This is a genomic window from Wenjunlia tyrosinilytica (assembly GCF_014646055.1).
Taxonomy (GTDB): Bacteria; Actinomycetota; Actinomycetes; order Streptomycetales; family Streptomycetaceae; genus Wenjunlia; species Wenjunlia tyrosinilytica.
Window position 1 is genome coordinate 482,989 of sequence record NZ_BMMS01000001.1, and the last position, 20,878, is coordinate 503,866.

General features: G+C 71.8%; 14 protein-coding genes. 12 read left to right on the top strand and 2 right to left on the bottom strand.

Annotation, left to right across the window (positions count from 1 at the left end):
• Nucleotides 1-2: 2 nt before the first annotated feature.
• Entirely contained in the window at nucleotides 3-1,412 is a 1,410-nt protein-coding gene (locus IEY86_RS02095) for an amidase (protein ID WP_189129679.1), read from the bottom strand.
• Nucleotides 1,413-1,554: 142 nt separating this feature from the next.
• On the opposite strand from IEY86_RS02095, the gene IEY86_RS02100 reads away from it, so the two are divergent.
• Entirely contained in the window at nucleotides 1,555-4,662 is a 3,108-nt protein-coding gene (locus tag IEY86_RS02100) for a glycoside hydrolase family 84 protein (RefSeq protein ID WP_189129680.1), read from the top strand.
• Nucleotides 4,663-4,788: 126 nt separating this feature from the next.
• Here the strand turns inward: IEY86_RS02100 and IEY86_RS02105 are convergent, their stop codons facing one another.
• Nucleotides 4,789-5,325, bottom strand: coding sequence for an HNH endonuclease (locus tag IEY86_RS02105; RefSeq protein WP_189129681.1), 537 nt, complete (start codon nucleotides 5,323-5,325; stop codon nucleotides 4,789-4,791).
• A 252-nt stretch (nucleotides 5,326-5,577) separates the two neighbouring features.
• On the opposite strand from IEY86_RS02105, the gene IEY86_RS02110 reads away from it, so the two are divergent.
• The 11 genes from IEY86_RS02110 (at nucleotide 5,578) to IEY86_RS02160 (ending at nucleotide 20,877) form a co-directional block, all read left to right on the top strand.
• A complete protein-coding gene (locus IEY86_RS02110) occupies nucleotides 5,578-6,675 on the top strand; it encodes a mechanosensitive ion channel family protein (protein WP_189129755.1) in 1,098 nt (365 codons plus the stop codon).
• Between the two features lie 285 nt (nucleotides 6,676-6,960).
• Nucleotides 6,961-8,178: an ROK family transcriptional regulator gene (locus IEY86_RS02115; RefSeq protein WP_189129682.1), complete on the top strand. Its 1,218-nt coding sequence runs from the start codon at nucleotides 6,961-6,963 to the stop codon at nucleotides 8,176-8,178.
• Nucleotides 8,179-8,366: 188 nt separating this feature from the next.
• Nucleotides 8,367-9,701 carry an ABC transporter substrate-binding protein gene (locus IEY86_RS02120; protein WP_189129683.1) on the top strand — a complete coding sequence of 445 codons (1,335 nt, stop codon included), beginning with the start codon at nucleotides 8,367-8,369 and terminating at the stop codon, nucleotides 9,699-9,701.
• 23 nt (nucleotides 9,702-9,724) lie between these two features.
• Nucleotides 9,725-10,720 carry a carbohydrate ABC transporter permease gene (locus IEY86_RS02125; protein WP_189129684.1) on the top strand — a complete coding sequence of 332 codons (996 nt, stop codon included), beginning with the start codon at nucleotides 9,725-9,727 and terminating at the stop codon, nucleotides 10,718-10,720.
• Between the two features lie 17 nt (nucleotides 10,721-10,737).
• Nucleotides 10,738-11,634: a carbohydrate ABC transporter permease gene (locus IEY86_RS02130; RefSeq protein ID WP_229698096.1), complete on the top strand. Its 897-nt coding sequence runs from the start codon at nucleotides 10,738-10,740 to the stop codon at nucleotides 11,632-11,634.
• Nucleotides 11,631-12,884 (top strand): 6-phospho-beta-glucosidase, encoded by a 1,254-nt coding sequence (locus IEY86_RS02135; RefSeq protein ID WP_189129686.1) that lies wholly within the window; start codon nucleotides 11,631-11,633, stop codon nucleotides 12,882-12,884. Before IEY86_RS02130 ends, IEY86_RS02135 begins: the two co-directional genes overlap by 4 nt.
• Before the next feature lie 38 nt (nucleotides 12,885-12,922).
• Nucleotides 12,923-13,936 carry an N-acetylglucosamine kinase gene (locus IEY86_RS02140; RefSeq protein WP_189129687.1) on the top strand — a complete coding sequence of 338 codons (1,014 nt, stop codon included), beginning with the start codon at nucleotides 12,923-12,925 and terminating at the stop codon, nucleotides 13,934-13,936.
• A gap of 302 nt (nucleotides 13,937-14,238) precedes the next feature.
• Nucleotides 14,239-15,672, top strand: coding sequence for a GlnX family signal transduction membrane protein (locus tag IEY86_RS02145; protein ID WP_189129688.1), 1,434 nt, complete (start codon nucleotides 14,239-14,241; stop codon nucleotides 15,670-15,672).
• A gap of 14 nt (nucleotides 15,673-15,686) precedes the next feature.
• On the top strand, nucleotides 15,687-16,658 hold the full coding sequence (locus IEY86_RS02150; RefSeq protein ID WP_189129689.1) for a glutamate ABC transporter substrate-binding protein: 972 nt from the start codon (nucleotides 15,687-15,689) through the stop codon (nucleotides 16,656-16,658).
• A 203-nt stretch (nucleotides 16,659-16,861) separates the two neighbouring features.
• Nucleotides 16,862-18,160, top strand: a complete 1,299-nt coding sequence (locus IEY86_RS02155; RefSeq protein WP_189129756.1) for a hypothetical protein — start codon at nucleotides 16,862-16,864, stop codon at nucleotides 18,158-18,160.
• Nucleotides 18,157-20,877: a serine/threonine-protein kinase gene (locus IEY86_RS02160; protein WP_189129690.1), complete on the top strand. Its 2,721-nt coding sequence runs from the start codon at nucleotides 18,157-18,159 to the stop codon at nucleotides 20,875-20,877. Before IEY86_RS02155 ends, IEY86_RS02160 begins: the two co-directional genes overlap by 4 nt.
• Nucleotide 20,878: the final 1 nt, after the last annotated feature.

Consider the following 20,878-nt stretch of genomic DNA (forward strand, 5'->3'; position numbering starts at 1 on the left):
GGTCATCTCGGATCCGGGGCGAGCAGCGGCCAGGGACGAGCGGCCTCCAACTGGGCGGCGAGAGCCAGCAGCGGCCCCTCCCCGCCGAACCGGCCGGAGAGCATCATGCCCACCGGCAGCCCTTCGCCGGTCCGCTCCAGCGGCAGCGAGACCGACGGCAGGCCCGCGATGTTCCACGGCGCCGTGAACGGGGTGAATGCGATCTGCGCCTCGAAGTCGGCGGCCGGGTCCCGGTCGTCGCGCAGCGAGCCCACCGGAGCGGGCAACTGGGCGAGGGTCGGGGTCAGCACGGCGTCGTACGGCGCCACCGCCTCCGTGAGCTTGCGCCCCACCGCCTGCAGGGCGGCCATCGCCGTGGCGAAGCCGACCCCGGTCACCGCTGGGCCCCGCGCGCGCAGCCAGCGGGTCAGCGGCATCAGCTCGCTCTCCCGCTCCGGGGCGACGGGCGCCAGCGCGGCCAGGACCGCCCACACGGGGGTGAACGGGTCCCGGTCGCCGGGGGCGAGGGGCTGGGCGATGTCGACGACCTCGTGGCCGAGTTCCGCCAGCAGCGCGGAGGTCTTCTCGTAGGCGTCGAGCACCTCGGGGGCCACCGTGACACCCGCGGGGTCGGGTTCGGCCCAGCGCGCGATCCGCAGCCGACCGGGGGCGTGCTCGGCCCAGCGCAGGAACGGGCGGTCGGGCGCGGGCAGCGAGGTGGGCTCGCCGGGCTCCTGGCGGGCCATCACATCCAGGAGCGCCGCCGTGTCCCGCACGGTGCGGGCGATCGGCCCGTGCACCGCCAGCCCGCTCACGTCCGCGAAGGGGGCGTTGCTGATGCGCCCGCGGCTCGTCTTGAGCCCGACCAGACCGCAGCAGCTCGCCGGGATACGGATCGATCCGCCCCCGTCACTGCCGTGGGCGGCGGGAGCGAGGCCGGTGGCGACGGCGGCGGCCGCACCGCCGCTGGAGCCGCCCGCGCCACGGGAGAGGTCGTAGGGGGTCCGCGCCGGCGGCGCGAAGCCCGGCTCGGTGTAGGCGGGCAGCCCGAACTCGGGGGTGCTGGTCTTGCCGAGCATCACCGTGCCCGCCTCGCGCAACAGCTCCACCAGCCGGGTGTCGATGTCGGCCACGTGGTCGGCGAAGACGCCCGAGCCATAGGTCAGCCGCACTCCCTCGACGGGTGTCAGATCCTTCACCGGCAGCGGCACACCGAGCAGGGGCGGAAGCGGGCCGCCCTCCCTGAGCCTGCGCTGCGCCCGGCGGGCCTCGGCCAGAGCGCGCTCCCCGGTGACGGTCAGATAGGCGCCCACGGCGCCGTTGAACCGCTCGATCCGCCGCAGGTAGTGCTCGGTGAGCTCCACGGGCGACAACTCGCCCGCGCGGACGGCCGCGGCCTGCTCCAGCATCGTCAGCTCATGGGGTTCGGCCATGATTACACCTTAGTCACAGCGGGATCACGAAATCCTCAAGCTCATTTCGGGCATAGCGCACAGTCTCGTTGACACCGGGCCGGCGCGGTGGTGGGCTCGAGCCGCTTCACCAGTCCCCACGAGTACGCCGCGAGGAGGCCGTGTGCACATCCGGCGACGCAGGTCGGTGGCGGCGGCCGGTGCGACAGCCCTCGTCGCGGCCGTGATCAGCGGAACCCCGGCGGCCGTGGCGGAGCCCACGGCCGCGCCTCCCAGACCCGCCGCATCCCCGGCGACGTCACCCGCCGCACCCCCTGCCGCGTCACCCGCCGCGTCACCCGGCCCCGACGTCCGCCCGCAGCCGCAGTCGCTGCGCCGTCAGGGCGCTTCCGTGCCCGTTCCCCGCACGGCCACGGTCTTCGCGGACCCCGACGCCGACCGGTACGCCGTGGAGACGATCCGGTCCGTCCTGCGCTCGGCGGGCGCGACGAGCGTGCGCACGGCCGCACCCGATGGGCCGGTCCCCGCGAGCGGCCTCCTGGTCTACGTGGACGGCCCCGGCGCCGACCGGGTACTGCGCTCGCTGAAGGCGTCCAAGCCCGCCGACCTGCCCGCGGGCGGATACGCTCTGGCCACCGGCCGGACGGGCGCACGCGATGCGGTGGCCCTGTCCGGCGCGGACGCCGAGGGCACCTTCCACGCCGCCCAGACGCTGCGCCAACTCGCCTCGCACCGCTCGTTCCCCGGAGTCGTGGTCGCGGACTGGCCGTCAACACCCGTGCGCGGCACGGTCGAGGGCTTCTTCGGGCAGCCCTGGACGCAGGCCCGGCGCCTCGCCCAGCTCGACTTCCTCGGCCGCACCAAGCAGAACCGCTACCTCTACGCTCCCGGTGACGATCCGTACCGCCAGGCCAAGTGGCGCGCCCCCTACCCGCGGGTGCAGGCGGCGCGGCTGCGGGAGCTGGCCCACCGGGCGGCCCGCAACCATGTCGTCCTCGCCTGGGCGGTCTCCCCCGGACAGCAGCTGTGCTTCTGGTCCGACAAGGATCTCGACGCGCTCACCGCCAAGTTCGAGTCGCTGTGGCGGCTGGGCGTGCGCGCCTTCCAGCTCCAGTTCGCGGACGTCTCCTACGACGAGTGGCACTGCCGCGCCGACCGGATCGCCTACAGGACCGGCCCGGCCGCGGCCGCCGAGGCCCAGGCCCATGTGGCCAACGAGATCGCCGCACGGCTGGCCGCCCGGCACCGCGGCGCGCCCGCCCTGTCCGTCCTGCCCACCGAGTACTACCAGGACGGCAGGACCCCGTACCGCTCCGCCCTGGCCAAGGCCCTCGCTCCGGGCATCGAGGTGGCGTGGACCGGCGTGGGTGTCGTCCCCAGCACCATCACCGGCGGCGAGATCGCCAGGACCCGTGAGATCCTCGGCCACCCCCTGGTCACCATGGACAACTACCCGGTCAACGACTTCGCCGACGACCGGGTCTTCCTCGGCCCCTACACCGGCCGCGACCCGGCCGTGGCCTCCACCTCCGCCGGGCTGATGGCCAATGCCATGGAGGAGCCCCTGGCCTCCCGGGTGGCCCTGTTCACGGCGGCCGACTACGCCTGGAACCCCGGCGCCTACCGGCCGGGGCCGTCGTGGAAGGCGGCGCTTCGCGAGGTGGGCGACGGCTCCGACAGCCACCCGGGCGACGGCTCCGCAGACGCCCTGTCCGTCCTCGCCCGCAACAGCGCCTCCTCCGCCCTCGACCGGCGCGAGTCCGCCTACCTGGTCCCCCTGATCGACGACTTCTGGACCGCGTACCAGCGCCCCGGCGGCGATGTCTCCGCGCTGCGCTCGGCGTTCGAGGACATGGCCCGTGCGCCCCGGCGCCTGTCCGGCCCGCTCGCGCGCGAACTCGGTCCCTGGCTCGACCAGCTCGGCCGCTACGGCGAGGCGGGACGCACTGCCGTCGACATGCTCACGGCCCAGCGACGGGGTGACGGGGCGGCCGCCTGGAAGTCCCAGCTGGCGCTCCTGCGCGTCAAGCGCGAGCTGAACCGCTCCCGCGCCACCGTCGGCGAGGGCGTGCTCGGCCCCTTCCTGGAGCGGGCCCTGAGCGCCGCCAACCGCTGGACGGGGGTGAACGGGGACGGCCGCGCGGCGTCGAGCTCCTACGACACCGTCCGCCCCGAGGTCCGCGGAGGGCGTGGCGCGGGCGCCGCCGCGGACAGCGACCCGGCGACCGCCTACCGCCCCTCCGGACCCGGCACGCTGACCATGCGCTTCGGCACCACCCGCCCGCTGGACAAGGTGACCGTCCTCGCCGGGCCCGCCGCCGACAGCGGCACCGGCACCGGCACCGGCACCGGCACCGACCACGGCACCGCCGCCGGCCCCGTCCCGCACGCGGGAGTCGAGGCCCATGTCCCCGGACGCGGCTGGCGGCGCCTCGGCGGCCTTCGCGCCGACTGGACGGAGCTTTCCGCCCGGGGCGCCGAGGCCGACGCGATCCGGCTGTCCTGGACCTCCGAGGCACCCGCCGTCCATGAGATCGTCCCCTGGTTCGCGGACACCCCGGCGGCCCAGCTCACCCTCCAGCGGTCCCGGGTGGACGTGGAGATAGGCGGGCCTTCGCAGACCCTGGACGCCGAACTCGATGCCACCCGCGCCGACGCCTCCAAGGGCAAGGTCGCGGCCCGCGCGCCCAAGGGCATGCGGGTCGACGCCCACGGCCCGGTCACGCTGCGGCGCGGCGGCAGGGTCACCGTCCCCGTGAAGGTCACCGTGCCCAAGGGCACCGACCCCGGTGACTACTCCGTGCCCGTCCGCTTCGACGCCGGGGGCAGGACGGTCGAGGAGCATGTCCAGGTCCGCGCGTACCCGCGCACCGGCGGCCCCGACCTCGCCCGAGGCGGCAGGGCGGCATCGTCGGGCGACGAGACCCCCGACTTCCCCGCCGCCGCCGTCACCGACGGCGACCCGGGCACCCGCTGGTCCTCACCCGTCGAGAACGACGCCTGGGTCCAGGTCGAGCTGCCGAAGGCGGCACGGATCGGCAGGGTGGTCCTGCGCTGGCAGGACGCCCACGCCTCCTCGTACGAGATCCGGACCTCCCCCGACGGCCGCACCTGGACCACGGCGGCCACGGTCCGCCAGGGGCGCGGCGGCACCGAGTCCGTCCGCATGGACGCTCCCGGCACCCGCTTCGTGCGTGTCCAGGGCAAGCAGCGCGCCACCCGGTACGGCTACTCCCTCTACTCCGTCCAGGCCTACGCGGTCAGCCGCTGACGCCCGGTCGCCACGCGCCGGGGACCCCGCGAGCCCATGCGGACAGAGATCTCGCCGACCGCTGCGAGCGGGCCCCCGCCACCGCCCTGGGGCGGCCACGGGGGCCCGGACACACAAAACCCGGATCTAGGCGGATATGCCGTCGATCCGGGCCAGTGCGTGCTCGGCTCCATAAGGTTGGAGGTATGGCATCCAGCGCGGATCCCGGTGACCCGTGCCGATGATCCGCCAGGCGAGCCCGCTCGGCGGGGCGGGTTGGTGCCGCATTCGCCAGCCGATCTCGGCGAGGTGGCGGTCCGCCTTCACGTGATTGCAGCGGCGGCACGCCGCCACGACATTGTCCCAGGAGTGTTTGCCGCCTCGGCTGCGCGGGACCACGTGATCGACGCTGGTTGCGACGCCTCCGCAGTACACGCACCGGCCGCCGTCGCGCGCGAACAGCGCCCGACGGGTGAGCGGAACGGGACCACGAAAAGGGACCCGCACGAAGCGGGTCAGGCGGACGACACTTGGCGCCGGAACGGCGCAGGTGGCGCTATGCATGAAGACGCCGGACTCCTCGAGGCATACGGCCTTCTTGTTGAGGACGAGGACCAGCGCGCGTCGCATCGGCACGACGCCCAGTGGCTCGTACGACGCGTTGAGGACGAGAACATGCGGCACGACGGATGCCTCCTTTACGCCGGCGGCGCGTGGCTCGCGCCGGGACGATCTCCTCCAGTGTGTCCTTCACCCTGGTCGTGGCGCCACCATGACCGCGTAACGGATCTGGAGTGTTTTCAGCCACACCCCCGGATCCCCTCCGAGCACGGCCGGATGCGCCCCCGGACCCCGGTTAGTGTGGTTGGACGGCCGGACGGGCCACGCCCGCCGCCCTGAAAGGAAGGAAGATTTGTGTCCTGGTCCGCCCCGACCATGGTTCTCGCCGCTTCACCCTCTCCCTCGCCCTCGTCCGAGATGCCCAGTTTGGACGATGCCCACACGTCGGTGACCAATGCCGCCAGCTGGGTGGACGAGAACTGGCAGGGATGGCTGGCGGCGGGGCTGCGCATCGTGCTCATCCTCGTGATAGCGGTGGTGCTGCGGATCGTGGTCCGCCGGATGATCACCAAGCTGATAGCGCGGATGGCGCGCGGCGCCTCCTCGGCTCCCATCGGCCGGGCACTGGACGGACTGCTGGTCAACGCCGAGCGGCGGCGCCAGCGCTCCGAGGCGATCGGTTCGGTGCTGCGCAGCGTGGCCTCGTTCGTGATCCTGGGCACGGCGGCGCTGACCATCCTCTCCGTCCTGCAGATCAACCTCGCCCCGCTGCTCGCCAGCGCCGGTGTGGCGGGCGTCGCCATCGGCTTCGGTGCCCGCAATCTGGTCACGGACTTCCTCTCCGGCGTGTTCATGATCCTCGAGGACCAGTACGGCGTGGGCGATGTCATCGACGCCGGGGTCGCCACCGGAACGGTCATCGAGGTCGGCCTTCGGGTGACCAAGCTGCGCGGCGACAATGGCGAGATCTGGTACGTGCGCAATGGCGAGGTCAAGCGCATCGGCAATATGAGCCAGGGCTGGGCCACCGCCGTCGTGGACGTGCAGGTCGGCTACGGCGAGGACCTCGACCGGGTGCGCGAGGTGATCACCCGCGCGGCGGAGGAGCTGGCCAAGGAGGAGCCGTGGAACGAGGTCCTGTGGGAGCCCGTCGAGGTGCTCGGCCTGGACTCGGTGACCGGGGACATGATGATCGTGCAGGTGCAGGCCAAGACGATGCCGGGCAAGGCGCTGTCCACGGCGCGCGAGCTGCGCTGGCGGATCAAGCGGGCCTTCGACCGGGCGGGCATCCGCATCGTGGGCACCGCTGTGCAGGCCGTGCCCGCGCAGGAGCCCCCGCCGGACCCGTCGGCGGCCGTCGCCCCGCCGTCCGCGATGTCCAATCCGACGTCGCCGCAGGCCCAGTCCGTGGAGCCGCTGCCGAATGTCCCGCCCACGGGGACGCCCCCGGGCGGCGGACCCGCCACCAAGTAGCCCAACGAGCACCGTCCCAGTTCAGGGCCGTACTACAGGACGCCGTTCCGTCCCGTGGTGCGGTCCCTCGGCATTTGCGGCCCCAGCGCCTGAGCCTGGTAACGCTTCGATACAACTCGCCGTACGTCCCATTGACACGTCTCCTCCCCCCACCGTACGTTCGCTGCAACAGAATAGGAAAGTTTCCTAACAGTCCAACGTGCAAAACGCACTGTGATCAGGCACAACGGACCCGAGTGACGTAGCGTACGCGCGAGAATGCCGAGGGAGGGGAACGAACAAGCCATGGCCAGCACCCCGGGAACCCCGCGCCTGCTCAGGGCGATCAACGACCGTGCCGCGCTCGACCTGCTGCTCGAGGAAGGACCCCTCTCGCGCACCAGGCTGGGGGCGCTCACCGGACTGTCCAAGCCCACCGCCTCCCAGCTGCTCGGGCGCCTCGAGGCGGCCGGGCTGGTCGTCCCGACCGGCACCACCGCCGGCCGCCCGGGTCCCAGCGCCCAGCTCTACGAGGTGAACCCGCAGGCCGCCTACGTGGCGGGCCTCGACGTCACCCCCGCGCGCATCCGCGCCGCCGTGGCCGACATCACCGGGAGCACGGTAGGGGGGTTCGAGCTGCCCACCCCCGGCCGCCGCGCCCAGGGCACGGTCGACCGCGTGCTGAAGGCGGTGGACGGGGCCCTCGGTGAGGCGGGTATCGGACGGGAGAAGCTGCACCGGGTGGTCATCGGCACCCCGGGCGCCTTCGACCCCTCGACCGGACGCCTGCGGTACGCCCGCCACCTGCCGGGATGGCACTCCCCGCATCTGCTCGACGAACTCGCGGCCGCCCTCGGGGTGCCGCTCGAGGTCGACAACGACGTGAATCTCGCCGCCGTCGCCGAGCAGCGCATCGGCCACGCCAAGGACGTGGGCGACTTCGTTCTCCTCTGGGGGGAGGAGGGGATCGGCGCCGCGGTGGTCATCGGTGGGAGGCTCCACCGCGGCGCCACCGGGGGCGCGGGCGAGGTCGCCTTCATGCCCCTGCCCGGCACCCCCGTCGTGCGCAATGTCAGCCGGATGAACGAGGGCGGCTTCCAGGCACTCGCCGGCGCCCTGCCCGTTCTCCAGTTGGCCCGCGAACACGGCCTGTCCGCTCCGAACGCCGAGGAGGCACTCGTCGAGGCGCTCAACACCCCGGGCGCGGGTGACGCCGTGCTCGAGGAGTTCGCCCACCGCCTCGCGGTGGGCCTGGCCTCCATGGTCGCCGTCATCGACCCCCACCTGGTGGTCCTGGCGGGCGGAGTGATCACCGCGGGCGGCGAGCGCCTGCGTGCCCTGGTCCAGGCGGAGCTGGCGGAACTCGCCGTGCCCCGGCCCAAGCTCCAACTCACCGCAGTGACCGAGAACCCGGTGCTGTGCGGCGCCCTGCAGAGCGCGTTGTCCACGACCCGGGACGAAGTATTCGACACCACCCTCACCACAGGCGCCACAGGCGTCTCGAAGGCCAGCAGTACCGACTGACCCGCCGGACAAGACCTCTTCACCTCCGACCGCACCGCTTCACCTCGCAGCACCTCGCAGCACCTCGTCACATCCCTCCATATCGCACGGCATCGGAACGGACGGGCCGCCATCCAGGTGGGCGGAACCCGCGCCGTCGGCCTCTCACACCCCGAACAGTCCGAACAAATACCCCGTAGGAGATCGGAATGCCGCGAATTCACCGGGCTGCCGCAGCCGCTGCAGCGGCCACCGCCATAGCCCTGCTCGGCAGCGCGTGTACCGGCAGTAGTAGCGGCAGCGCGACGGACGACGCCAGCAAGGAGACCACCATCACCTTCTGGCACGGCTGGAGTGCCGCGAACGAGGTGAAGGCGATCAACGACAACATCGCGGCCTTCGAGAAGGCGCACCCCAACATCCACGTCAAGGTCGTCAAGAACATGAACGACGAGAAGATCCAGCAAGCGCTTCGGGCCGGCGGCCCCAACGCCCCCGACGTGGTCTCCTCCTTCACCACCGACAACGTCGGCAAGTTCTGCGACTCCAAAGCGTTCGCCGACCTCGACCCCTTCCTGAAGAAGTCGCACGTCGACGTCGTCGACACCTTCCCGAAGCCCATGGCGGACTACACGCAGTTCGAGGGCAAGCGCTGCACCCTGCCCCTGCTGGGCGACGCCTACGGCCTCTACTACAACAAGGACGCGTTCCGGAAGGCGGGCATCAAGGCCCCGCCGAAGACGATGACGGAGTTCAAGAAGGACATCCTGAAGCTGACCAAGGCCAAGGGGGACTCCTTCGAGCAGCTCGGCTTCATGCCGAACTTCCACGGCTACGAGTCCACGGCCACGCACCTCGCGGCGCAGTGGAACCCCACGTACTTCACCCAGGACGGCAAGGCGAACACCGCCAAGGACCCCGCGTTCACCAAGATGTTCAGGTGGCAGGCCGACGTGGTGAAGTCGCTCGGCGGGTACCAGAAGCTGGAGAAGTACCGCAGCACCTTCGGTGACGAGTGGGGGGCGAAGAACCCCTTCCACACCGGCCAGGTGGCCATGGCGATCGACGGCGAGTGGCGCGCGGGCATGGCCAAGTCCGCGGGGGTGAAGTTCGACTTCGGTGTCGCCCCGTTCCCCGTCCCCGACGACCAGTTCGACACCTACGGCAAGGGCTACCTGTCGGGCACGATCATCGGCATCTCGAACACGAGCACCAAGCAGAACGCCTCGTGGGAGCTGCTGAAGTACATGGCCCTCAACACCGAAGCGGTCGTCAACTTCTCCAACGCCATCCACAACGTCCCCTCGACGCTGGCGGCGCTGAAGTCGCCCGCGCTGAACAAGGACCCGGACTTCCAGACGTTCGTGAAGATCGCTCAGCACCCGTACAGCAGTTCCACGCCCGCCAGCATCAACGGCGGCACGTACCAGCTCACCCTCCAGGACTTCGGCTACGCCTTCGAGAAGGGCAAGGAGCCGAACCTGGCCGACGGTCTGAAGGCCGTGGACAAGCAGATCGACAAAGACATCGCCCAGGCGAAGTGACGAGCGGCAACTGGTGAACTGACATGGCATCCGTCCTCGGCACGGCACAGGCGGACGCGACCGTCCCGGCGGCGCCTTCCCCGCAGTACACACTGCGCAGGAAGCGCCGCCGGGAGCGGGTGCGCAACCTGGCCTTCCTGTCCCCCTGGCTGATCGGCTTCAGCGTCTTCTTCGTCTACCCCCTGGTCTCGACCGTCTACTTCTCCTTCATGAAGTACGACGGCTTCAAGCCACCGGTGTGGAACGGGGTCGACAACTGGAAGTACGTCTTCAGCGACTACCCCTTCTTCTGGCCGGCCCTGTGGAACACGCTGTGGCTGGTCGTGGTGATGGTGACCCTGCGGGTGGCCTTCGGCCTCGGCATCGGCCTGCTCATCACCAAGATCAAGAGCGGCGCGGGCTTCTTCCGCACGGCCTTCTACCTGCCCTACCTGGCCCCGCCGGTCGCCGCCACCATGGCGTTCGCGTTCCTGCTCAACCCCGGCACGGGCCCGGCCAACAACATCCTGCACAAGATCGGCCTGCCGCAGCCCGGCTGGTTCAACGACCCGGCCTGGTCCAAGCCGGCACTGACCGTGCTCGCCCTGTGGGGCATCGGCGATCTGATGGTCATCTTCATGGCGTCACTGCTCGACGTGCCCAAGGAGCAGTACGAGGCGGCCGAGCTGGACGGCACGGGACCGTGGCAGAGGTTCCGCTACGTCACCCTGCCGAACATCTCCCCGATCCTGATGTTCGCCGTGGTCACCGGTGTGATCCAGACCATGCAGTACTACACCCAGCCCCTGGTCGCCGGAAAGGTCGCCAGCGGTGTGATCGGCGGCTCCGGCCAGCAGTTCGAACCCGGCTACCCGGACAAGTCCACGCTGACCCTGCCCCAGCTCGTGTACAACCTCGGCTTCCAGCGTTTCGACACCGGATCGGCGTGTGTGATCGCCCTGGTGCTGTTCGCCCTCGCCATGGTGTTCACGGCGCTCCTGATGCGCCGCCGCAGCGGCTTCCTGTCGGCGGAGGACTGAGCGACATGACCGATGTGATGACCCCCGCCACCACCCCCGCGCTCGGCGAGCGCCCGGCCCACAGGTCTGCCGCGGCCCGGACCGCCCGCCGCAGGTCGGCGCTGCACTGGATCGCCGTGCACTCGCTCGGCATCGCCGCCGCGCTGTTCTTCGTCCTGCCGTTCGTCTTCGTCCTCCTCACGGCGCTGATGAGCGATCAGCAGGCGCTGACCCGCGACCTGTGGCCCAGGACCTGGGAGTGGAGCAACTTCTCGACCGTCTGGGACACCCCGGGCTTTCTGACGTGGTGGCGCAACACCCTGCTGTACGCGGGAGCGGGCACGCTCTTGACCGTGGTCTCCAGCATCCCGGTCGCCTACGCGCTGGCGAAGTTCCGCTTCCGCGGCAGAAACGTTGCTCTCATGCTCGTCATCTCCACGATGATGCTGCCGCCGCAGGTGATCATTGTTCCGATGTACTTGTTCTGGGCGAAGCAGCTGCACCTGTCGGGGACGCTGTGGCCGCTGATCATCCCCATGGCCTTCGGCGACGCGTTCACGATCTTCCTGCTGCGGCAGTTCCTGCTCACGATCCCCAAGGAGTACGTGGACGCGGCGAAGGTCGACGGCTGCGGGGAACTGCGCACCCTGGTGCACGTCATCCTGCCGATGGCCAAGCCCGCGATCGCCGCGGTCGCCCTGTTCCAGTTCTTCTACTGCTGGAACGACTACTTCGGACCGCAGATCTACGCCAGTGAGAACCCTGGCGCCTGGACGCTCTCCTACGGCCTCGAGTCGTTCAAGGGCGCCCACCACACCAACTGGAATCTGACGATGGCCGCCACCGTGCTGGTCATGGCACCGGTCATCGTCGTCTTCTTCTTCGCGCAGAAGGCCTTCATCGAAGGCGTGACTCTCACGGGGGTTAAGGGATGAAACTCGCAGTCGTCGGCGGTGGCTCCACCTATACGCCCGAACTCATCGACGGCTTCGCGCGCCTGCGCGAGTCGCTGCCCATCGAGGAACTGGTCCTCGTCGACCCGGCCGCCGACCGCCTGGAGCTGGTCGGGGGCCTGGCCCGGCGGATCTTCGCCAAGCAGGGCCACACGGGGAAGGTCGTCACCACCTCCGACCTGGACGCCGCGGTGGCCGACGCCGACGCCGTGCTGCTGCAACTGCGGGTCGGCGGGCAGGCGGCACGCAACCAGGACGAGACATGGCCGCTGGAGTGCGGCTGCGTCGGCCAGGAGACCACGGGCGCGGGAGGGCTGGCCAAGGCCCTGCGGACCGTCCCGGTGGTGCTCGACATCGCCGAGCGGATCGCCCGCGGCAACCCCGACGCGTGGATCATCGACTTCACCAACCCCGTCGGCATCGTCACACGCGCGCTCCTGCAGGCCGGGCACAGGGCCGTGGGCCTGTGCAACGTCGCCATCGGCTTCCAGCGCAGGTTCGCCGCGCTGCTGGGGGTGACCCCCGACCAGGTCACGCTCGACCACGTGGGGCTCAACCACCTCACCTGGGAGCGGGCCGTCCGCCTCAACGGGGAGGACGTCCTGCCCAAGCTGCTGGTCGAGCACGGCGACGCGGTCGCCGAGGACCTGCGCATGCCGCGCTCCCTGCTCGACCGGCTCGGCGTCGTACCGTCCTACTACCTGCGCTACTTCTACGCGCACGACGAGGTGGTGCGCGAGCTCAAGGTCAAACCGTCGCGCGCGGCCGAGGTCGCCGCCATGGAAAGGCAGTTGCTCGACCTGTACGCCGACCCGTCCCTGGACGAGAAGCCGGAGCTGCTGGCCCAGCGGGGCGGCGCCTTCTACTCGGAGGCCGCGGTGGCGCTGGCGTCCTCGCTCCTGCGGGACACAGGCGACGTCCAGGTGGTCAACACCCTCAACAACGGCACCCTGCCCTTCCTCCCGGACGACGCGGTCATCGAGGTCCCCGCCACGGTGGACGGCTCCGGCACCAAGCCGCTGCCCGTCGCCCCGCTGGAGCCCCTGTACTCGGGCCTGATCGCGAATGTGACCGCGTACGAGCACCTGGCGCTCGAGGCCGCCCTGCACGGGGGCCGCGACCGGGTCTTCAAGGCACTGCTCGCCCATCCGCTGATCGGCCAGACCGAGTACGCGGACGCCCTGACCGACCGGCTCATCGCGCACAACCGCGAGCACCTGGCATGGGCGTGACCCGCTTGACCGCCGCCGTCCAGCAAACCCACGAGGCCATGCCACCCACTCCTCTGCTCCCGCGAGGCGTCCTCGCCGTGGACGCGGGCAACAGCAAGACCGACGTCGCCCTGGTCGCCCCGGACGGCTCGCTGCTCGGCACCGCCCGGGGCGGCGGCTTCCAGCCCCACGAGACGGGCCCGGAGGCCGCGGTCGCCACTTTGGTGCCCCTGGTCACGTCGGCCGCCGCCCAGGCGGGCCTGGCCGTTTCGCGGGCGGTCCCGCTGGTCGAGCACGTCTCGGCGTGCCTGGCCAACGCCGATCTGCCCATTGAGGAACAGCGACTCGAACAGGCCATCAGAAGACATGGCTGGGGCCGTACTGCGCGCGTCGCCAACGACACCTTCGCCCTCCTGCGGGCGGGCGTCGAGGAGCCGCGCGGAGTGGCCGTGGTCTGCGGAGCGGGCATCAACTGCGCGGGACTGCTGCCCGACGGGCGCACGGCCCGCTTCCCCGCCCTCGGCAAGATCTCCGGTGACTGGGGCGGCGGCGGGCATCTCGCCGAGGAGGCCATGTGGTGGGCGGCGCGAGCCGAGGACGGGCGCGGTCCCGGGACATCCCTGGCCACGGCCATGCCGAGGCACTTCGGGCTGACCTCGATGCAGCATCTCATCGAGGCCCTGCACTTGGGGGAGATCGCCTCCGTACGCCGCCACGAACTGACACCCGTGCTGTTCGAGGAGGCGGAGGGGGGTGACCCGGTGTCCGTGGCGCTCATCCACCGGCAGGCGGAGGAGATCGTCGCCCTGGCCGTGGTTGCGCTGCGCCGCCTGGACATGCTCGACGGCCCGGCCGACGTCGTCCTCGGCGGAGGCGTGCTGGCGGCCCGCCGTCCGCTGCTGATGAGCGCCGTGGAGGAACTGCTCAAGGAGCGGGCCCCCCACGCCGTCACCCGGGTGGTCACCACTCCCCCGGTCGTGGGCGCGGCCCTGCTGGGCCTCGACCACACCGAGGCGACACCCGCGGCCCGCGGACGGCTGCGCACCGCCTACGAGAGCGGGCTGACGGCGTAGCCGGGCGCCGCGAGACCGGGGAGGGGCCCCCACCGTCCGGGGGCCCCTCCCCTTCCCCATGTTCCTCGCCCGCTCGGGTGGACGCCGGTAGGGAACCAGTGGGGGCCGTCGGGCGTGGAAGGTACTGAGAGGCCGCTGACTTCGGGTGTTGCCCGTCGTCAGTGCCTTTCGCGCGGCGCAGAAGAAGATCGCGCCATATCGGGTGTGGATGTCGGTCCGTGCGGCGATACTTCTCGCTGACACAGTCAGGCACCCAAGGGGGAGGGGCAGTGGCTGGAGCTCCAACGACAGGCGGGCCGACCATGGGCGGACCCACCGCGGTGCTGCCTGCCCCCGGACCGCAGGCACCCGCAGGGCCGCCGGGAGCCGCCGGACCACCGCGGTCGCCCCGGCCGCCGCGCCGCCCCGCGTACCAGGACGGCCTCGACCGGTTCAAGGACGCCGCGACGACCGAGCCCGGGAGGCTGCGGATCATCGGCGCCGCACTGGTCGTGCTCGTGCTGGTCTTCGGCGCGATGACCGCCTGGCAGGTGATGGACCGGGCATCGTCCGCGAGGGACGTGGTGGAGCGCAGCCAGCCGCTCACCGCGAACGCCGCCGACATCTACCGGTATCTCGCGGACGCCGACGCCACGGCGGCCAGTGGGTTCCTGGCGGGCGGACAGGAGCCCAAGCGGATCCGCGACCGCTACAACGACGACATACGGCGGGCCTCCGGCCTGCTGGCCGAGGCCGCCGCCAACAGCGAGGGGTCCGGCACCGGCAGACGCCAGATCGCCCAGCTCAACCGCGATCTGCCCGTCTACACCGGCCTGGTGGCCTCCGCCCGCGCCAACAACCGCCAGGGGCTTCCGCTGGGCGGCGCCTATCTGCGGTACGCCTCCGAGAAGATGCGCACGCGGCTGCTGCCGGCGGCCGAGAAGCTGTACACGGCGGAGTCGGACCGCCTCGCCGCGGACTACGACGCAGCCGAGGCACTCCCCTGGGCGGCGACGGGCCTCGGGGTGGTGGCGCTGGGCGGACTGCTGTGGGCGCAGCGCAGGATGTTCCGGCGTACCAAGCGGGTGTTCAACGTCGGTCTGCTGGGCGCCACCGCCGCCCTTGCCACCGTGCTGGTGTGGCTGGTCGTGGGGCACACGCTCGCCCGAGGCGGGCTCACCGAGAGCAACGACCACGGAGCCAAGTCCCTCCAGGTGCTCAGTGAGGCGCGGATCACCGCGCTCAAGGCCCGTGGCGACGAGGGCCTGACCCTGGTGGCCCGCGGCTCCGGCGCGGTGTACGAGGAGACGTACAAGGCGGACATGAGGCAGCTCAGCAGCGGAGGCTCGGACCTGCGCGACGGGGCCCTGCTCGAGCGGGCCCTGCTCCTCGCCGACGACACGTCGGGCAGCGGCCCGGTGAATCTGGCGATCGGCGATGTGCGGACCTGGAAGAGCGTCCACGCGCAGGCCCGGCGCAGCGACGACAGCGGCAGTTACGACGAGGCCGTGGCCTACGTCATCGGCGGCAAGGACCGCGACGGCAAGCCCGTTCGGCAGCCCACGGCCACGGTGTTCGACGCCCTCGACCGGAATCTGTCCCTGGCCGCCCGGCAGGAGCAGGCCGAGTTCGAGAAGGCGGCGAACGACGGGCGGGACGCGCTCGGCGGCCTCGCGGTCGGCGCCGGGGTGCTGGCGGTGCTCGCCTCGGCGGCCGTGGTGCTCGGCATCGGCAGACGCCTGTCGGAGTACCGGTGAAGGGGGGAGCACGGATGAGGTCCACGGTGGTGGGTGCGCTGGCCGCCTGCGCGGTGGGGCTGGGCGCGTTCGCCCTGCCCCTCGTGACGGGCGGAACCGGCTCGGGGGAGGGCACCGGCCATGGCGCCTCCTCGTCCGCGGCGAAGAGCGCGTCGGCGCGGCAGGCGGCGGCGGGCACGTGCGATCCCACGGCGAGCCTGCGCCCGTCGGGTGGCTCGGAGGGCTCGGGACCCGGGGTCGACCGGATCAAGAAGCGCGGGAAGCTGGTCGTGGGCGTCGACCAGAACAGCTACCTGTGGGGGTATCGCGACCCCGGCACCGGCCGGATCGAGGGCTTCGACATCGACCTCGTCCGCGCCATCGCCAACGACATCCTCGGCAGCCCCGACAAGGTCACCTACAAGACCGTGCCCACGGACCAGCGCATACCGGCGATCCGGAACGGGACCGTGGACATGGTGGTGCGGACGATGACGATCACCTGCGAGCGGCTGGACCAAGTGGCCTTCTCCACCGTCTACTTCGAGGCCGGGCAGCAGTTGCTGGCCCCGAAGGACTCGGCCGTCACCGGCTTCGACGACAGCCTGTCCGGCAAGCGGGTCTGCGTCGCCAAGGGCTCGACCAACGAGGCGCTGCTGGCCAAGGACAGCCACGGCTCCAAGGCGGTCCTGGTGCCCAACCAGCTGGACTGCCTGGTGCGCGTCCAGCTCGGCGAGGCGGACGCGGTCCTGACCGACAACGCGCTGGCGGCGGGCCAGGCCGCACAGGACCCCTCCATGCACCTCGTGGGCAAGAAGCTCACCGACGAGCCGTACGGCGTCGCGATGAAGAAGGGGGACGACGGCCTCGTCCGCCGGGTCAACAAGGTCCTCGAGGACTACCGCTCGGGAGGCGGCCGCAGCCCCTGGATGCGGTCCTTCGACAAGTGGTTGGGGCACGACCTGGACAAGCCCTCGGCGCCTCCGTCCGCGAAGTACAAGGACTGACAGGACCCGACGGGGACTGGCAAGGGCTGCGGGGAGGACCGGGGGACGGAAGGCCGGGGAGACCGAGGGAGCACGGAAAGCACAGGAGTACGGGCAGAGGGGCGACGGCGGGGTCGGCGAGGGCCGAGACTTGAGCCGACACTTGAGCCGACGGCCGGCGGGGGCGGATCGGCGTCCATGTCTGGGAAAGGGGTTCCATGGCGATGAGCCGGGAGGAGGTGGACCGTGCGCTGGCACGGCTCGGCTCCGAGCACGAGGCGATCGAGAGCTCGCTGCTCACGCTGCAGGACCACGCGGGCCGCAGGCTGCTCGAAGGCGCCCAGCTGACCGGCCTCACCAAGGAACGCTGGACCGCCGCGGAGCAGGCGGTCTCCCTGCTGTGGGCGCACTTCGAGGCGTACACGGTGGCGTTGGACACCGCGAGGGAGCTGCGCGGCCGACGCAACCGCTCCTCGGCGGGAGAGCTCGCCGAGCTGACCGAACTCCTGCGCGGGAGCGGTGTCACCGTTGCGGGTGGCCGTGTGCCGGATGCCGCCCGTTCGCTCACCGGACCTGCCAGGCTCACGGAGCAGTTGAGCCTCGAGGAACTGGTTGACCGGATGAACGGCTGGTACGCCCAGGTGATCGAGGTGGTGACCGCGGCCGACTCGGTGTGGACCGCGCTCCCCGCCAGGATCGACCTGCTCTCGGCGGAGGTGGGACGGGTCCGCTCGCTCGCCCTCTCGGTGGGCGTGCGCCCCGGTGAGCATCCGGCGGGTGACGAACTGGAGCGGATCACCGACGACCTCGGGACGCTGCGTGCCCAGGTCATCGCCGATCCGCTGGAGTTCTGGACCCCGGCCACCGGCAGTGGCCCCGCGGCGCGCGGCGGCCTGGCGGACACCTCGCGCTACGATCGCGCCGCCCGCGCCCTGGAGGAGACCCGTCGCGAGGTGGAGGCGGTGATGCGCGTCCGCGACGAGGCCGACGAGCGTCTCTACCGGCTCCGCGATGTGCTCTCGCGGGCCGACGCCACACTCTCCGAGGCGCGCAACGCGCGTGGAGAGGTCCTGGCGAAGATCGCCGCCTCCGAGGTGCCCGCGGTCAGCGGCCCCGCGAGCCGGTTGCGCGAGCAGATCAGCGCCGCCGTGGACTACCGCAGGACCGGCCAGTGGCACCGCCTGTCACCACTGCTGGATGTGCTGGAGCAGGGCGCGGACGAGGAGTTGGTCAGGGCCCGCGAGTCGCTGACCGCCGTGACCGAGCCACTGGCGGTGCGCGCGGAGCTGCGCGGGCGGCTGGACGGATACAAGGCCAAGGCGGCACGCCTGGGCTACGCCGAGGATCCGGAGATCCTCGAACGGTACGACCACGCCCGCCGGTTGCTGTGGAGTGCGCCCTGTGATCTGCGGGCGGCCGAGCAGGCGGTGCGGCGCTACCAGCACGCCGTCACCGACGCGCTGGCACAGCCGCAGGAGCAGGGCGCGGCGCAGCGGGACACGAACCAGTGGGGGAGAACATGAGCCAGTGCGGGCGTCCGGGCTGCGCCGGGACCGTCGAGGACGACGGGCTGGGCAATCTGTACTGCGACACATGCGGCCTGGCGCCGGTCGGCGGGGGCGCGGCGGGCAGGGGCGCGGCGGGCAGGGGTGCGGGCGGCGGTGGTGCGGGCGGCGGTGGTGCGGGGGGCGGTGGTGCGGGCGGCAGCCGTTCGGGCGCCGGGTCGGGCAGCGGTGGTGCGGGGGGCAGCGGTGCGGGGGGCAGCGGTGCGGCGGCGGGCGGAGCCTGCGGCTCCTCCGGCTCGCGATTGCCCGGTCCGGCTTCCCCGGGGTCGTCGCGGTCGTCGTCCTCCTCCGTCCGTTCCTCGCGGTCGTCCACCCGCTCGTCCCGGTCCACCAACTCGTCCCGCTCGGTGTCGGGCAGGCTGTCGCGCTCGTTGTCCGGCCGGTCCTCCACCTCGGTCTCGGTGCGCAGTTCCCGGTCCGGCGGCAGCGGGGCGACCCGCGGGCGGCTGGGTGTCGGCCTGGTGTCCGTTCCGGCCGTGCCGAGCGCGGATCCCCGTGCCGCGGTGCTGGCCGATCCGCAGGTGCCCGAGCGCAAGCGGTTCTGCAGCAGATGCGACGCCCCGGTGGGACGCGGCCGGAGCGATCGTCCGGGCCGCACCGAGGGTTTCTGCACGAAGTGCGGCAACGCCTACTCGTTCAGCCCGAAGCTGCGCCCCGGTGACGTGGTGCACGGGCAGTACGAGGTCGCGGGCTGCATCGCCCACGGCGGCCTCGGCTGGATCTATCTCGCCGTCGACCACGCCGTGGACGACAAATGGGTCGTGCTCAAGGGCCTGCTGGACACCGGTGACCAGGACGCGCTCGCCGCCGCCGTGGCCGAGCGCCGCTTCCTCGCCCAGATCGACCACCCCAACATCGTCGGCATCATCAACTTCGTCGAGCACCTCGATCAGAGCACCGGCACCATGGACGGCTACATCGTCATGGACTACGTCGGCGGCAAGTCGCTCAAGGACATCGCCAACGAGCGGCGCGGCCCCGACGGCCGCCGCGAGCCGCTCCCGGTCGAGCAGGCGATCGCCTACGCGCTGGAGTCCCTGGACGCCCTGGGATATCTGCACAGCCGGGGCCTGGTGTACTGCGACTTCAAGGTCGACAACGCGATCCAGCAGGAGGACCGCCTCAAGATCATCGACCTGGGCGCGGTCCGCCACGTCAACGACGAGGACAGCGCGATCTACGGCACGGTCGGCTACCAGGCCCCCGAAGTCGCCGAGATCGGCCCGTCCGTGGCCTCGGACCTGTACACGGTGGCGCGCACCCTCGCCGTGCTCACCTTCGACTTCCAGGGGTACACCACCACATACGTGGACAGCCTCCCGGACCCCGGGGGGATCGAGGTCTTCTCGCGGTACGAGTCGTTCTACCGGCTGCTCGTGCGTGCCACCGACCCCGATCACGAGCGGCGCTTCTCCTCGGCCGAGGAGATGTCGGAACAGCTCACCGGCGTGCTGCGGGAGGTCGTGGCGCTCCAGACCGGGCGGCCCCGCCCCGCGCTGTCCACGCTGTTCGGTCCCGAACTGCGGGTGGTGGACACCGAGCTGATGCCGCCGGACTCCGGGGGCACGCGGGGCGCGCTCGGGGCGCTCCCGAACTCGAACGGCACGTCGGGCACGGGCTCCGGGACCGCGGCCAACGCATCGCTGCCCGCGCAGCGGACGGGCGCCGGGCCGGCCGGCCGGCCGGCGGGGGCTCCCACTGTCGTCGAGCTCGACACCGCGGCCGCCGCGCTCGCGCTGCCGGTCCCCCGTGTCGACCCCGACGATCCCAACGCGGGCTTCCTGGCCGCCCTGATGACCACCGCCCCCGCCGAACTGATCACGGCGCTGCGGTCCGCGCCGGCCAACTCCCCCGAGAAACGCCTGCGCGAGCTGCGGGCCAGGATCGAGCTGGGCGACCTGCCCGCGGCCCACCGCGCCCTGGAGTCCCTGGAGGCCGACCGGGGCGAGGACTGGCGGGTGGTCTGGTACCGGGGTCTGCTGGGCCTGGTCTCCGGCGACAAGGAGACGGCCGCTCTCGCCTTCGACGCGGTGTACGACGCCTTCCCCGGTGAGCCCGCGCCGAAGCTGGCCCTCGGTGTGTGCGCCGAGCTCCTGGGCCAGTTGGACAACGCCGCCGAGTACTACCGCCTGGTGTGGACGACCGACCAGTCCTATGTGAGCGCGGCGTTCGGGCTGGCCAGGGTCCGGCTCGCCACCGGCGACCGCGCGGGCGCGGTGCAGGTGCTGGAGTCGGTCCCCGACTCCTCGATCCACTACACGGCGGCCCGGGTGGCGGCCGTACGGGCCCGGCTGCGTGAGCGGTCGGCCGAGGAGCGCTTGCTGGACGACCTCCGGGCGGCGGCCGAGCAGACGGAGCGACTGGGCCTGGACCAGCAGCGGCGTGAACTGCTCGCGGTGGAGGTGCTCGGCAGCGCGTTGCGGTGGGTGCTGGCCGGGCGCAATGGGGCGGCTTGGTCCTCCGGGGTTTCGGGGCCGCCCGGCTCCTCGGCGTCGTCGGGCTCCTCGGGCTCCTCGGGCGGGCAGTCGCTGCTGGGCAGCGAGCTGTCCGAGCGGGGGCTGAGATTCGGGTTGGAGCGCTCGTACCGCGTGCTGGCTCGCCTGGCGCAGCAGGGCCGGGAGAGAATCGAACTGGTGGAGAGGGCGAACCTGCTGCGTCCCAGGACGTGGGTGTAAG